At 70.5% G+C, this 13,021-nt stretch carries 9 protein-coding genes; 5 read left to right on the top strand and 4 right to left on the bottom strand.

Going from position 1 to position 13,021, the window contains the following annotated elements; all coding sequences use genetic code 11:
• Window positions 1-60: 60 nt before the first annotated feature.
• The 3 genes from lspA to WMF46_RS23915 form a co-directional block, all read right to left on the bottom strand.
• Window positions 61-528 (bottom strand): signal peptidase II, encoded by a 468-nt coding sequence (gene lspA / locus WMF46_RS23905; protein ID WP_437987710.1) that lies wholly within the window; start codon window positions 526-528, stop codon window positions 61-63.
• Window positions 529-642: 114 nt separating this feature from the next.
• Window positions 643-2,028, bottom strand: coding sequence for a DUF1552 domain-containing protein (locus WMF46_RS23910; RefSeq protein WP_437987711.1), 1,386 nt, complete (start codon window positions 2,026-2,028; stop codon window positions 643-645).
• A gap of 22 nt (window positions 2,029-2,050) precedes the next feature.
• Window positions 2,051-3,733, bottom strand: coding sequence for a DUF1588 domain-containing protein (locus WMF46_RS23915; protein WP_437987712.1), 1,683 nt, complete (start codon window positions 3,731-3,733; stop codon window positions 2,051-2,053).
• Between the two features lie 267 nt (window positions 3,734-4,000).
• Here WMF46_RS23915 and WMF46_RS23920 point away from each other — a divergent pair, with 267 nt between their 5' ends.
• On the top strand, window positions 4,001-6,298 hold the full coding sequence (locus tag WMF46_RS23920) for a DUF3160 domain-containing protein (RefSeq protein WP_437987713.1): 2,298 nt from the start codon (window positions 4,001-4,003) through the stop codon (window positions 6,296-6,298).
• Window positions 6,299-6,539: 241 nt separating this feature from the next.
• On the opposite strand, the gene WMF46_RS23925 is transcribed toward WMF46_RS23920, so the two are convergent.
• Window positions 6,540-8,534, bottom strand: a complete 1,995-nt coding sequence (locus WMF46_RS23925; protein WP_437987714.1) for a hypothetical protein — start codon at window positions 8,532-8,534, stop codon at window positions 6,540-6,542.
• Between the two features lie 99 nt (window positions 8,535-8,633).
• Here WMF46_RS23925 and WMF46_RS23930 point away from each other — a divergent pair, with 99 nt between their 5' ends.
• From WMF46_RS23930 to WMF46_RS23945, 4 genes are all read left to right on the top strand, one after another.
• Window positions 8,634-8,786 carry a hypothetical protein gene (locus WMF46_RS23930; protein ID WP_437331036.1) on the top strand — a complete coding sequence of 51 codons (153 nt, stop codon included), beginning with the start codon at window positions 8,634-8,636 and terminating at the stop codon, window positions 8,784-8,786.
• On the top strand, window positions 8,783-9,565 hold the full coding sequence (locus WMF46_RS23935) for a DUF899 domain-containing protein (RefSeq protein WP_437987715.1): 783 nt from the start codon (window positions 8,783-8,785) through the stop codon (window positions 9,563-9,565). The genes WMF46_RS23930 and WMF46_RS23935 overlap by 4 nt, the downstream gene beginning before the upstream one ends.
• A gap of 123 nt (window positions 9,566-9,688) precedes the next feature.
• Window positions 9,689-10,003 carry a hypothetical protein gene (locus WMF46_RS23940; protein ID WP_437555088.1) on the top strand — a complete coding sequence of 105 codons (315 nt, stop codon included), beginning with the start codon at window positions 9,689-9,691 and terminating at the stop codon, window positions 10,001-10,003.
• Window positions 10,004-10,302: 299 nt separating this feature from the next.
• Window positions 10,303-12,879 carry a glycogen/starch/alpha-glucan phosphorylase gene (locus WMF46_RS23945; RefSeq protein WP_437987716.1) on the top strand — a complete coding sequence of 859 codons (2,577 nt, stop codon included), beginning with the start codon at window positions 10,303-10,305 and terminating at the stop codon, window positions 12,877-12,879.
• The last annotated feature ends 142 nt before the right edge of the window (window positions 12,880-13,021 follow it).

The raw sequence follows: 13,021 nt of genomic DNA on the forward strand, positions 1-13,021 counted from the left end.
GCTGGCCGAGCTGCTCGTGGAGCCGGCATGCTCGGGCGAGACTGTCTCACGAGGCGAAGCTCAGGACACCTCGCGTGGCTCCTGGCGCGCGCGCCGGAACATCGCGATCCCGAGCAGGATCCCGCCCGCCACGATGGCGATGTCAGCGACGTTGAACACCGGCCAGCGGTGAAGGTGGATGAAGTCGATGACGTAGCCGCGGACGCCACGATCGATCGCGTTCCCGACCGCGCCGGCGACGATGAGCGCGTACCCGGCCTGCTCGGTGACCGAAGCGCGGCGGCTGCTCCACCAGCCCAGGAGCACCACGCCGAGGACGACCATCGAGCACACCAGGAGGACCGCCACCTTCGCCGGCGACTGGATGCCCCTGAGCAGGCTGAAGGCCATGTCGTGGTTCTCGGCGTAGCGGAGATCGAGCACCCCCGGCACGATCGACAGGGGACCTCGCCGCTCGAGCGCGGCCTGCGCGACCGCCTTGGTCGCGTGATCGCACCCCACCAGGGCCAGCGTGAACAGAATCAGCACCCAGCCCATCACACGTCGCGCCATGGCCGACGGAACAAGGCGCCATGGCGGTTTGTTCCCGGTCTCTCGCTCGAGAAAGGACGGTGTGGAGCCAGCGCCGCCCCCGAGCGGGTTTCAGGCGAGAAAGCCCGGCAGCGGTCCGCAGTTCGGCTCGATGCCGATGCCCGTCGCGGCGTGGCCGAGCGCGTTCATCACGGACGTGAGCAGCTTGTTCGAGCTCTGCGCGGTGGTGTTGTTGATGTACTGGCCCACGTTCACGCCCAGGTTCTTCCCGCCGATGACAAGGTACTGCATGTCCCGCGGGTTGTGGCTGTGGTTCGTGCCGCTCTCCACGCCCCAGAGCAGGATCGTGTTGTCGAGCATCGTGCCGCTTCCCTCGCGGATGCCCGCGAGCCGCTTCGCCAGGTATGCGATATGGCTCGCCCAGAAACGATCGAACAGCATGAAGGCCTGGCGCGTGGTCATCGACTCACCACCGACGCTGACGCTGTCGTTCGTGCGGCTGACGTGCGCCACCACGTCGTGCCAGCTCTGGCCGAAGCCGAGGAGGCCCTCGTGGTGGCCGCCGGAGAAGCTGAAGTGGTAGTCCGCGACCCGCGTGCGATCACACGTGAACGCGCTCACGATGATGTCGGCCTGGATCTGCGCCCAGCGCGTGATCGTCGCCGCGTTGTTGGTGCTGCCGTTGTAGCCCGAGGTGTCCGCGCGCTCGCACGCCGCGCCGGCCGGGACCGACGTGCCGCCGCCCATGCCCGCGATACGCTTCTCGAGCTCGAACAGCGCTTCCACATGGAGCTCCAGCTTCTGGCGCTCGGCCTGGCCGAGGAAGCCCTGGATGGTCTTGAGCTCGCGCGTGTTGATCTGGAGGATCCGCTGGTCGGCCTTGCGCTTCGCGGCCGCGACGGCATCCGGCATGCCGCCGGGCGTGGGCGTCGGCGTGGCGCCGTCGAAGGTGACGCCGCTGAAGATCGTGCTGAACGCGCGCGCGGGGTCGGCCGTGTGGGTCATGGGCTGGCCGGGGCCGCTGTACGAGATGATATGGCGCTTGTCGGCGCCGCCGCGATCGGCGACGCACAGGTGGATGCTCGCGATCGGCGTGCCGCCGCGCAGGTCGGAGCTCTTGAGCAGGATCTGATCGAGCGAGGGGCCGTTCGCGTGGTGTGAGCTCTCGTCGATGAAGCGCGCGCCCGTGAACAGCTGCGCCATGCCCGCCTCGTGGTGATTCCCGACCGTCCAGGCATGGTCGAGCCGGCGCAAGAACAACATGTTGCTCTCGAGGCCGCGGAAATCGGCGAGCGGCTCCTGGAGCTGGAACGTCGACCCGCTGCCGGTCGGCCACCACTCGGGCGGGTGCGAGTCGGGCGTGAAGATCAGCACCAGCCGCTTGGGCACGACGGTCTGCGCCTCGACCTCGCGGTGGCGCAGCAGCGGCGCGAGGAAGATCGCGCCGGCCGCCGTCTTCAGGATGTCTCGTCTGGATACGTCGAAGGGCCTGGGCATGTTCGATCCTCGATGGCGGTAGCTATTCGCGCACGCGCTCCACCGTGCTCGGCGAAGACAGGAGCGCCACGAGCAGGTCGCGCAGGAGACCGGTGCGATCCAGCGCCGCCGTGCCCTGCACGACCGGCGGAATACCGCGCGCAGCCTCGACCTGGCCGAAATAGAAGCGGAAGGCCTGCCGCGCCACGCACTCGCGGACCCAGGTGCTGCGCGACAGCGCTTCTCCCAGCCCCGCGGCGCTGTCGTACTCGCCGTCGACATCGGTGTTGAGCAGCCGGCCCGCGGCGTCGATCGGCTGCGGCGCGGCCATGGGCGCGGTGAGCGACGGGCTCCTGTACTGCTCGAGCGTCCGATAGCGGCCCGCGCCGTCGAAATTCTCGAGCATGAAGCCGACGTTGTCGATCAGCGCGTGGCAGCTCTTGCAGACCGCCTGCGCGTTGTGCGTCTCGTACAGCTCGCGCGTGGTCTTCGGGGTCATGCGCAGCTCGCTCTCTTCGATCGGCGGCGGGGTGAAGTTCTCGGGCAACGTGATGTGCTGGCACAGCAGCTGATCGCGGATGAACAGGCCGCGGAGCGTCGGGGACGTGAGGTACTGCTTGGCTGTCTTGGAGAGCAGGGAGCCGAGGGAGAGCAGGCCGCTCCGCGCGGTGTCCGTCGCGCCCGAGGCGTCGCTGCGGTAAAACGCGGAGAGCGCTGGATCGGCCTCGGGGACAGGCGCCGTGAGCAGGCTCGCGATCGAGCCCTCCATGCCTCCGTTCGCGCGGAGGAAGCGCTGCGTCTCGGCGGACATCGCCCCCTTCACATCGGCGAAGCCGGGGAACACGTCCTCGAATTTCTCCACCTCGGCCTCGAACGTGTGCAACCGCAACCACTGGACGAGGAAGTGACCGAGCTGGTCAGCGGCGCCCGGCGTCGAGAGCAGCTGGTCGATGTGGCCAGGAAGCAGCGCGGGATCGGCCAGCTCGCCGCGATCGGCGGCGGCGGCCAGCGTCGCAGAGGGCGGCTCGCCGAGCACGCTGTACGAAAGGAAGGTCGCGATCTCGTGGTCAGTCAGCCGGAACGCCGCTTTCGCCTCGTCGCTCGGCGCGCCGATCTCGGTCCGGTACAAGAAATAGGGCGAGTTCAGCACGCCCTTCAGCACCCAGCGGAACGGCAGCGCCGGATCCCCGGACTCGGCGGCGAGATCGAACACTTCGCCATAATTGGTCAGGTCCTCCGCCGTCGCGGGCCGCCGGAACGCCTTGCTGACCGCCGCGCGCACGAAGTCCGACTTGCACGTCGCGTCGACCTTGCCGCACGGAATCAATGCGCTGAGCTGCCGATCGCCGAGCGCGAGCACCGCGGCCTCGGCCTTGGCCGCGTACTGCTCGGCCAGGGTCACGCGGACGAGCCCGCTTGTGGACATGTTCGGATAGATGCCGTTGTCCGGCACGGGCTCCATGTCCGAAATGTCGATTGACACGCCGAGCAAGCCCTGGACGGAGCGACCGTACTCCTCCGGGGTGAGCAGCCATGTGCGGGCGCGCAGCGCCGCGGAAGCGGGCGTGGGCGCCGCGTACGGCAAGCTCCCGTCGGCCTGCGGCGGGGGAACGTCGCTGTCGATCTCGCCGCCAGCCGCGCCCGAGGACGGATCGCCGAGCTTCCCGGTGCAGGCGGGCGCCAGAGAACCCAAAACGAAGATCCAGCCCAGAGAACGAAAACGCATATCGGATCTCCACATGGGTACGCGGCGCCGATCGAGACGCGGGCACTGCGCGTCAGCCCGCAGGTGCATTATAAATCTGTTGTTCGGGCATATCGACAGCGATCATCCCTCATCTCCGGTGGGGCCGGAGCAGGGCTGTGTTATCCTGTTGCAGGAGGACGGCCTCGCTTCCCTCGCCCGCGGCACCTTCTTTGACGTTGCTCTCGGCGGGGCCGCCGTGCCCCGGGCGCAGGGACTTACCCTGGAAGCGGAAACACGATGCGCTACATGCTTCTTCGCTGTCATGTCATTCCTGTGCTCGTAGCCCTCGCCGCCGGCTGCTCTGGCGGGGGGAGCCAGCCCAACCCCGGCGCCGACGGCACCCATCTTCCACCAGATCAACCGCCCGATTCTCCGCCGGATCAGCCTTCCGATCAGCTCCCCGATCAGCCGCTCGGGCCAGAGCAGCGGGAGGAGTTCGGCGCGCTGCTGGCCGAGCGGGAGGCCTCGGCGAACATGACCGCCGAGGACTTCGCCGCGAAGTACCCCGTCCCCTTCGCGTCGGGCCTGTCCTACGCGCCGGCGGACGCCGAGGGACTCTCGCTCCTCCAGGGCACCGCGCTCGCCCTCGACGAGGACGAGCTCGCGAAGCTCTCCAGGAACGGCTTCGTCATCTCGAGCAAGAAGTCCTTCCCGACGTTCGTCTACGGCTACGAGAGCATCTATGCGCTCGACCTGCCGCTCTACGTGTCCGCGGACTCCATCCTGTACGCGGTCCACCGCTCGTACGACTCGATCCTGAAGACCCTGGAGTACGCCTCGTTCGCGCCCGATCTCGGGAAGATGCTGAAGGAGATGCGCGCGCGGCTCGCCGAGGGCGCCGGAGGAGAGTTCGGCGCCGAGGCGCGCGCGGACGCGGACCTCTTCACGGCCGTCGCGCTCGCGCTGCTCGACGGCGCGCCCGTCGCCCCCGTCGCGGGCGCCAGCGCAGCGACCATCGACGAGCTCGTCGCGGGCGCCGAGGCGCACCAAGGCATGGCCGGGGTGCGCCTCTTCGGCTCCGAACGTCTCATGGACTTCTCGCAGTTCGAGCCTCGCGGCCATTACGTCGACGTGCTGCTTCCGGAGCTCGAGCGCTACTTCCGCAGCATGATGTGGCTCGGCCGCGTCGACTTCCGCTTCCTCGAGACCCAGCAGGACGGCACCCAGCGCTTCCAGCGGCGGCAGCTCGAGGGCGCGTACGTGCTGCGCGCCCTCGCCGGCGCGGAGACCCTCGCCCGCTACAAGCGCATCGACGACGCGATCCAGGCCTTCGTCGGCGAGAGCGACACCATGACCCTGCCGGAGCTCGACGACCTGCTCGACGACCTCGGCCTCAGCGACGCCTCGGGCCTCGCCGGCGTCCCGGACGAGCGCATCATCGAGGTCATCGTGAAGGAGGGCCACGGCACGCAGCGGATCTCGAGCCACATCATGATCAACGGGCTCGCGAAGGGCACATTGCCCCTCTCGTCGAGCTTCGCGCTGCTCGGTCAGCGGTACGTGGTCGACTCCCACGTCTTCTCGAACGTGGTCTACGACCGGGTGAAGGACGGCGCCGTCAAGCGCATGATGCCGGACCCGCTCGACGTGGGCTTCGCCGCGCTCGGCAACGATCAGGCGGGTCAGCTGCTGGCGCCGGAGCTCGGGCAGTTCGATTACGCGCCCGACCTGCACATGATGCGCGTGCTCGTCGACGCGCACCCCGGGGACTTCTGGGGCAAGAACCTCTACAATCGCTGGCTCGGCGCGCTGCGGGAGCTGTCGCCGGCGCGGGCGCTCGGCGACGGCGAGGGGCTGCCCGGCGTGGCGAAGACCGAGGCGTGGGGCCGGCGCCTGCTGAACACCCAGCTCGCCTCCTGGGCCGAGCTCCGCCACGACACCCTGCTCTATGCCAAGCAGTCGTACACGGGCGGCGCCACGTGCGAGTTCCCGGACGCGTACGTCGACCCGTACCCGGCGTTCTTCGCGCGCATCGCCGAGCTGGCCGAGCACGGCGCCGAGATCGTCAGCGCGCTCGAGCTGTCGAACCCGCCGTCGTCCGAACCGCAGCTCGAGCAGCATCTGTCGGGGTACTTCTCGCAGCTCCGCGACGTCGCGCGCACGCTCGGCGAGATGGCCGCGAATGAGCGCGCCGGCCTGCCCCTCACGCCGGAACACCTCGATTTCATCAACCAGGCCGTCAAGGTCCAGCGGGGGTGCGGCAGTCCGTTTGGCGCCACCGGGTGGTACGCGCAGCTCTTCTACGACGCGCTCAAGAGCGTGACGCAGGATCCGACGATCGCCGACGTGCACACCCAGCCGACGGACGAGGGCGGCGCGCCGGTCGGTCGCGTGCTGCACGTGGGCACCGGCCTGCCGCGGCTCATGGTCATGACGGCCGATCCGTGCGGCGGCGCGCCGCGCGCGTTCGTGGGGCTCGCGTCGTCGTACTTCGAGACGATCACCGGGGACTTCGAGCGCCTGACCGATCAGGATTGGGCCGGCGAGCTCAAGAATGCGACGCCCGACGACGTGCCCTGGATGAAGGATCTCGTCTCCCGCTGATTCCGCCCCTGCGGGCGCGGCGCCCGGTGTCGTCACGTGCTCGAACCGCCTCTCCTGGAGGGCATCGTACCGACGCAGAAATCTGCGCGCGCCTTCGCGCCTTCACATTCCCGAAGAGTTCGGTTCTGATCATCGCCGCGCGCAGCGACCCAGCCGTTCCCTTCGGCGCAGTGCCACTCATGCTGTAAGTTTGTCTAGAAACCCTGGCCCGCTGCGCCCGCCAGGTCGAACCCAGGGTGAATCAGACCGCTTTTCGCGGCTTCTTCACCGCGCGGAGCCTGCCTGTCGCCGGGTCGCCGCACCACAGGCGGCCGCTCGCGTCCGCCTCGACGCCGGAGAGGCGCACGCTCTCCGGCAGCGCGAGCCGGTCCAGGACCTCGCCGCTCCGGGGATCGACGCGGCGGAGCTCCGACGGCGCGCCCTCCTCCTCGCACATCACGCCGTGCCAGAGATCGCCGTCGGTCCACGTGACGCCGGTGACGAGCCGATCGGAGACGAGCGTGCGGAGGACGGCCCCGCGCTCGGGATCGATCTTGAGGATCTTCCGCTCGCGGTAGATGCCCGCATAGAGCGCGCCGTCGGCCCACGCGAGCCCGCTCACGGGCGTCGCGTCGAAGCCCGGCACCGCGCCGACCGCGGCCCCGCTCGCGGGATCGATCTTCCGGATCCTGCCGCCCCCGACGACCCACAGGTGGCGCCCGTCGAACGCCACCCCGGCGCTGGCGGGCGCCTTCAGGCGACGCAGCACGCGGCCGCTCTCGGGCTCGGCGGACATGAGGTCTCCGCGATCGCCGTGCGCGAACCACACCGCCTGTCCGTCGAACGCGACCCCGTGAATCGACTCCACCCCTTCGAACGTGCGCTCCGCGATGATCTCGGCCTGTCGGGCTTTCACGGTCCACTCCTTCCTCGCCCCGCGCACCCAACCAGGGAGCGCGAGCCCGAGGAGCAACATTTGTGACGCGATCGACAGCGCCGCTCTGGGCCTCGCGTAGCGCCGCGAGGGGCCGCTGCCGGTGACCTCGACCGCGCGCGCGAGCGAGAGCTCCGCGAGCGCGCGCTGCACCGTGCGCGCGCTCTTGCCGAGCGCGGCGCCGATGGCCGCGGCGCTCCACGCGGCGCCGTCCGAGAGGAGCGCGCGGATGGCGCCCGCGTCGCCCGGATCGAGCGGCGCGAGGACGACCACCTCCACGCCCGCGCCGAGCTCCCAGCGGTACGCGTTCCCGAGCGCGCGCACGACCCCGACGCCGCCGAGCTCTGCGCGCAGGCGCCCCACCTCGACGCGCAGCCGCCGCCGGTGGGATTCGTTGACCGCGCGAACGCCGAACGCCGCACGCGCGAGGTCGTCGCTCGCGATCGCCGCCGGGTGAGCGCGCGCGAGCGCCTCGAGCAGGGCGAACAGGACCGGCCGGCGCGCGAGGTCGGCCCGCTCCTCGCCGCCGTCGAGGACGCGGCGGCGGAGCGCGTCCACGACGACCCGCCCCGCGGGCGCGGCGACCAGGGCCTCGACGTCGGCGAGGCGCACGGGCTCGTCGCGGCCGCCCTGGACGAGGCGCGCCACGGGCTCGTCGTGCGCGCGGAGGAAGCGCTCGGCCTCGGCGATGAGCAGCGGATGTCCGCTCGCCCGCGCCCACGCCGCGGCCTGCTCGGCCGCGAGCCGCGCCGAGGACGCGCGCACGAGCCGCGCGTGCACCTCGGCGCGCACGAGCGCCAGCGCGGCCCTGGTGAACACGGGCGCGTCGCTCGTGACCGTGGCCTCGGCGGCCGCGAGCGCCCGCTCCGCCTCCGCGACGCGGCCTTCGAGGAGCGCGGCCCGCGCCGCGCCCAGGCGAGCCCACGCCGCATTCGTGAGATCGCCGGCGCGCTCGAGGGCATCACCCGCCTCGACGAGCCCCTGCCACGCCTCGCCGATTTCTCGCTGCGCGAGCGCGATCTCCGCGAGGGCCGCGCTCGCGCGCGCCCGGGCGCGCTCGGCGCCTGCCGCAGCGAACGCCCGCGCGGCGCGGCCGAGCGCGGCCTTCGCCTCCGGATAGGCGCCCATCTGCGCGAGCGCGATCCCGCGGAGCGCGAGCGCGTGTGGACCTCCGAAGGGGCCGACCACCTTCAGCGCGTCGAGCGCGTCGCCCGCCGCGAGCGAGCGGGCCGCCAGCGCGCCGAGCTCGGCGGGGACCTCGGCCGTCGCATCCATCGCGGCAGCGTCGCACGCCCGGCGGCGCACGCCAACGGATCGCGACATCGATGTTGCTGTCGCGGCCAGAGGCGCCGTGGTCATTTCCACGGGTCAGCGGCCGGCGCGGCGAGGCGCCGCGCGCGCCGCCCACAGGAGGAGATCCCCATGTGCCCTGCGTGCCTCGCGTCCATCGGATGGGTCCTCGCCCAGGCGGCCTCCGCCGGCGCCGTGACCGCGATCGCCGTCAAGAAGCTCCGGAACCGGAACCAGAGCAGGAGCGCCGCCGGCGCCCCCGCGTCGAAGGGAGAGCGCCGATGAGCCGCGCCAAGATCGCTTCGAGGGAAGAGTGGCTGGCGGCGCGCCTGGCGCTGCTGGAGAGAGAGAAAGAGCACGACCGGCGGCGCGACGCGCTGAGCGCCGCGCGCCGAGAGCTGCCGTGGGTGAGGGTCGACAAGGCCTATGTGTTCGACGCCCCTTCAGGCAAGCTGACAATGCGCGAGCTCTTCGGCGAGCGCCGGCAGCTCCTCGTTTACCATTTCATGTTCGCGCCGAGCTGGGACGAAGGCTGCAAGAGCTGCTCGTACGTGGCCGACAACATCCAGGGTGGCCACGTCCACCTGGCCGCCCGCGACACGGCGTATTGCGCCGTCTCCCGCGCTCCGCTCGCCAGGATTGAGGCGTTCAAGGCGCGAATGGGCTGGACGTTCCCGTGGGTCTCCTCGGGTGAGACGGACTTCAACTATGACTATCACGTCTCGTTCCGTGAGGAGGAGCGCGCTCGAGGAGATATGGAGTACAACTTCAAGAAGGCGAGCTCCCCCTTCCCCGAGGCCCCTGGGCTGAGCGTCTTCGCCCGCGAAGGCGACGAGGTCTTCCACACCTACTCGACCTATGCGCGCGGGCTCGACGTCCTGATCGGCACCTACAACTACCTGGATCTCACGCCCCTCGGCCGGGACGAGGCCGCGCTCCCTTACACGATGGCGTGGGTCCGCCATCACGATAAATACCCCACGACGTCAGGCACCTCGCGAAACGAAGCGGCTGGGGAAGGCGGCTCGTGTGGGTGCGCCGCTCCGACGCGCGAGCCCGGGTGACCCGGACTCCTCGCGGATTCCGCGGGGATCACCCCCGCGGGCCGCGGGCCGCGCTGCGCGGGGCCGCCCCCCGGTTTGTTGGCCGGTCCGGCCGCCTCGACGGACACTGGCGAGACGGTCGCGATGAAGAAGTGGAGCTTCCTGGCCCTGGGGCGCAGCTACGAGATCACGGATTATGGCCCCAGGTTCGGGATCGAGGTCACACGGGACGGCTACACCGTGTGGACCGGCTACCGTGACGGAGCGCGGCTCGTGACGGACACGAGCACCCTGCCGTCGCGCGAGCTCGTGGCGCTCCGCGAGGAGCTCGTCCTGCGGGCGAGCTCCTGGAGCGCCGCCCCGGGGACGGGCGCGGGTCTGCGCGCGCGCCGGCCGCAGCGCGCGGTCGAGCAGCTCGATCTGCTCGGGGCGCCGCTGCTCGGCGGCTGCCCGCGCTGAGACGACGCGAGCGCGTCCGGCATCACCGCCGGAGCGGGTCGACACACCTGGCCGCCCGCGTCAGCGAGCGTGAGCCCGACGCCGCTCACGCCGCCGCGCCCCGCCAGCCGTCGGCCATCCCGCCGCTCTGCCGCGGCACCGGCTGACAGTGCTTGCCCCGTACCAGGGCGCCGGACTGGATTCCGTTACAATCACAATTTGGTTCGGGGACCATCGGCAACCCCCGCCCACACGGAACCTCATCCGAGCACGTCGCGCAGCCAACCAGCGCGGGCCAGATCCGTCTAAAGTGCGCCGCCATGGCCAACCCGATCGACGCCGACCCCAACCGTCAGAGAGAAACCCCCGCCCAGCGAGACAACACCACCCAGCAGCGCGACACCCCCGCCGCATTTTTCCGCGGCAACTCGGCGCCGGACGCCCGCACCGGCATGCACCCGGCCGCGCTGCGCCGCGCCTTCGCCGATCACCTGCACTACTCGCGCGCCCGGGAATCGCTGTCCGCCACGCCGTTCGACCGGTACGTCGCCATCGCCCTCTCGGCGCGCGACCGCCTCGTCGACCGGTGGACGAAGACGCAGCACACCTACTACGAGCAGGACGTCAAGCGCGGCTACTACCTCTCCGCAGAGTTCCTCCTCGGCCGGGCGCTCGTCGCCAACCTGCAGGCGCTCGACATCTACGACAGCTTCAAGACCGTGCTCGGCGAGCTCGGCCTCGACCTCGATGAGCTCGTCGAGCAGGAGCCCGACGCCGGGCTCGGCAACGGCGGCCTCGGGCGGCTCGCCGCCTGCTTCCTCGACTCCATGGCCACGATCGGCCTGCCCACCTACGGGTACGGCATCCGGTACGAGTTCGGCATCTTCGAGCAGGTCATCCGCGACGGCTACCAGGTCGAGCGCGCCGACGAGTGGCTCCGCTTCGGCAACCCCTGGGAGGTCGAGCGCCCCGAGCACGCCGTCCCCGTCTCGTTCGGCGGCTACACCGAGCGCGTCCCCGACAAGCGCGGCGGCTTCCGCGTGGTCTGGCGGCCGTCCGAGCAGGTCATCGGCGTCCCGTTCGACACGCCCATCGCGGGCTACCAGTCGAACACCGTCAACACCCTCCGCCTCTGGTCGGCCCGCGCAGGCGAGGAGTTCGACTTCGAGCTCTTCAACGCCGGCGACTACGTGCACGCCGTCCACGAGAAGAACCAGTCGGAGGTCATCTCCAAGGTCCTCTACCCGAACGACAACTTCGACAAGGGCAAGGAGCTGCGCCTCCGGCAGGAGTACTTCTTCGTCGCCTGCTCGATCGCCGACATCGTGAACCGCTACAACCGCGTCCACCCGGACTTCTCGCGCTTCGCCGAGAAGAACGCGATCCAGCTGAACGACACCCACCCCGCCATCGCGATCGCCGAGCTGATGCGCGTCCTCATCGACGACCACCTGCTCACCTGGGAGGACGCGTGGAAGCAGACGGTCGGGGCCTTCGGGTACACGAACCACACCCTGCTGCCCGAGGCGCTCGAGCGCTGGCCCGTTGCGCTCTTCGAGCGGCTCCTGCCGCGGCACCTCGAGATCATCTACGAGATCAACCGGCGGTTTTTGCGCGAGGTCATGGACGCCCACCCGCAGGACCAGGACCGCGTGGCGAGGATGTCCCTCATCGAGGAAGGCCACGAGCGCCACGTGCGCATGGCCCACCTCGCGGTCGTCGGCTCGCACTCGGTGAACGGCGTGGCCAAGCTCCACTCCGAGCTCGTCAAGCGCGACCTGCTCCGCGACTTCTACGACCTCTGGCCCGAGCGGTTCAACAACAAGACGAACGGCGTCACGTTCAGGCGGTGGCTGCTCGCCTGTAACCCCGCGCTCGCCGCGCTCGTCACCGAGAAGGTCGGCCCGAAGTGGGTGACGGAGTTCGAGCGGCTGCGCGAGCTCGAGCGCCACCTCGACGACCCGGAGTTCATCGAGCGGATCGCCGCGGTGAAGCGCGCGAACAAGGTGGCGCTCGCGAAGGTCATCGCGCAGGAGCTCGACGTCAACGTCGACCCCTCCTCGATCTTCGACGTCCAGATCAAGCGCCTCCACGAGTACAAGCGCCAGCTGCTCAACGCGCTCCACATCGTCGCGCTCTACCTGCGCCAGAAGCGCGGCGAGCCGGTGGTGCCGCGGACCTTCATCTTCGGCGCCAAGGCGGCGCCCGGCTACCGGCAGGCGAAGCTCATCATCAAGTTCATCCACGCCGTCGCCTACGTCGTGAACGGCGACCGGCGCCACACCGGGCTCCGGGTCGCGTTCATGCCGAACTACCGCGTCTCGCTGGCCGAGCGCATCATCCCCGCCGCCGACGTCTCCGAGCAGATCTCGACCGCGGGGATGGAGGCGTCGGGCACCGGCAACATGAAGCTCGCGCTGAACGGCGCGCTCACCGTCGGCACGCTCGACGGCGCGAACATCGAGATCCGCGACGCCGTGGGCCCGGAGAACTTCTTCCTGTTCGGCCTGACCGCCGACGAGGTCATCGCCCGCCGCAGCGAGCACTTCGAGGGGCGCACCGCGGTCGCGACCGACCCGGAGCTGCGCGAGGTGATCGAGCTCATCTCGTCGGGCTTCTTCTCCCCGGAGTACCGCGAGCTCTTCCAGCCCCTGCTCGACCGGCTCCTCGGCCGGGACGAGTACATGATGCTCGCCGACTTCAAGGCCTACTCGGCCTGTCAGCGCGAGGTGGAGGCGGCCTACGCCGACCGGCAGAGCTGGCTGCGCAAGTCCGCGCTCAACATCGCGCGCGTGGGCGAGTTCTCCTCGGACCGCACGGTGCGCGAGTACGCGCGCGACATCTGGGGCCTCACGCCCGTCGAGATCGACCTCGGCGCGGCCATGTCGCTCGTGTGACGGCGCCGGCGCGCCCTCCGCCGCGGGCCGCTCGCGCGCCTGCGGCGGGGCGGCGGCAACCGCCGGCCGGAGCCAGCCGGGCCAAGCCGGCGCCCGCGAACGAACCCAGCAGCACCCTCGGCCCGGTTCCATGAGCCGGGCG

The sequence above is a fragment of the Sorangium sp. So ce117 genome (assembly GCF_051524395.1).
In the GTDB taxonomy this organism is placed as follows: Bacteria; Myxococcota_A; Polyangia; order Polyangiales; family Polyangiaceae; genus Sorangium; species Sorangium cellulosum_B.

Excerpts from the sequence above, each read along its gene's own strand:
- WMF46_RS23915 (WP_437987712.1), bottom strand. The coding sequence starts at position 3,733 with ATGCGTTTTCGTTCTCTGGGCTGGATCTTCGTTTTGGGTTCTCTGGCG.
- WMF46_RS23930 (WP_437331036.1), top strand. The coding sequence starts at position 8,634 with ATGTGCCCTGCGTGCCTCGCGTCCATCGGATGGGTCCTCGCCCAGGCG.
- WMF46_RS23910 (WP_437987711.1), bottom strand. The coding sequence starts at position 2,028 with ATGCCCAGGCCCTTCGACGTATCCAGACGAGACATCCTGAAGACGGCG.
- WMF46_RS23945 (WP_437987716.1), top strand. The coding sequence starts at position 10,303 with ATGGCCAACCCGATCGACGCCGACCCCAACCGTCAGAGAGAAACCCCC.
- WMF46_RS23935 (WP_437987715.1), top strand. The coding sequence starts at position 8,783 with ATGAGCCGCGCCAAGATCGCTTCGAGGGAAGAGTGGCTGGCGGCGCGC.
- WMF46_RS23940 (WP_437555088.1), top strand. The coding sequence starts at position 9,689 with ATGAAGAAGTGGAGCTTCCTGGCCCTGGGGCGCAGCTACGAGATCACG.
- WMF46_RS23920 (WP_437987713.1), top strand. The coding sequence starts at position 4,001 with ATGCTTCTTCGCTGTCATGTCATTCCTGTGCTCGTAGCCCTCGCCGCC.
- WMF46_RS23925 (WP_437987714.1), bottom strand. The coding sequence starts at position 8,534 with ATGTCGCGATCCGTTGGCGTGCGCCGCCGGGCGTGCGACGCTGCCGCG.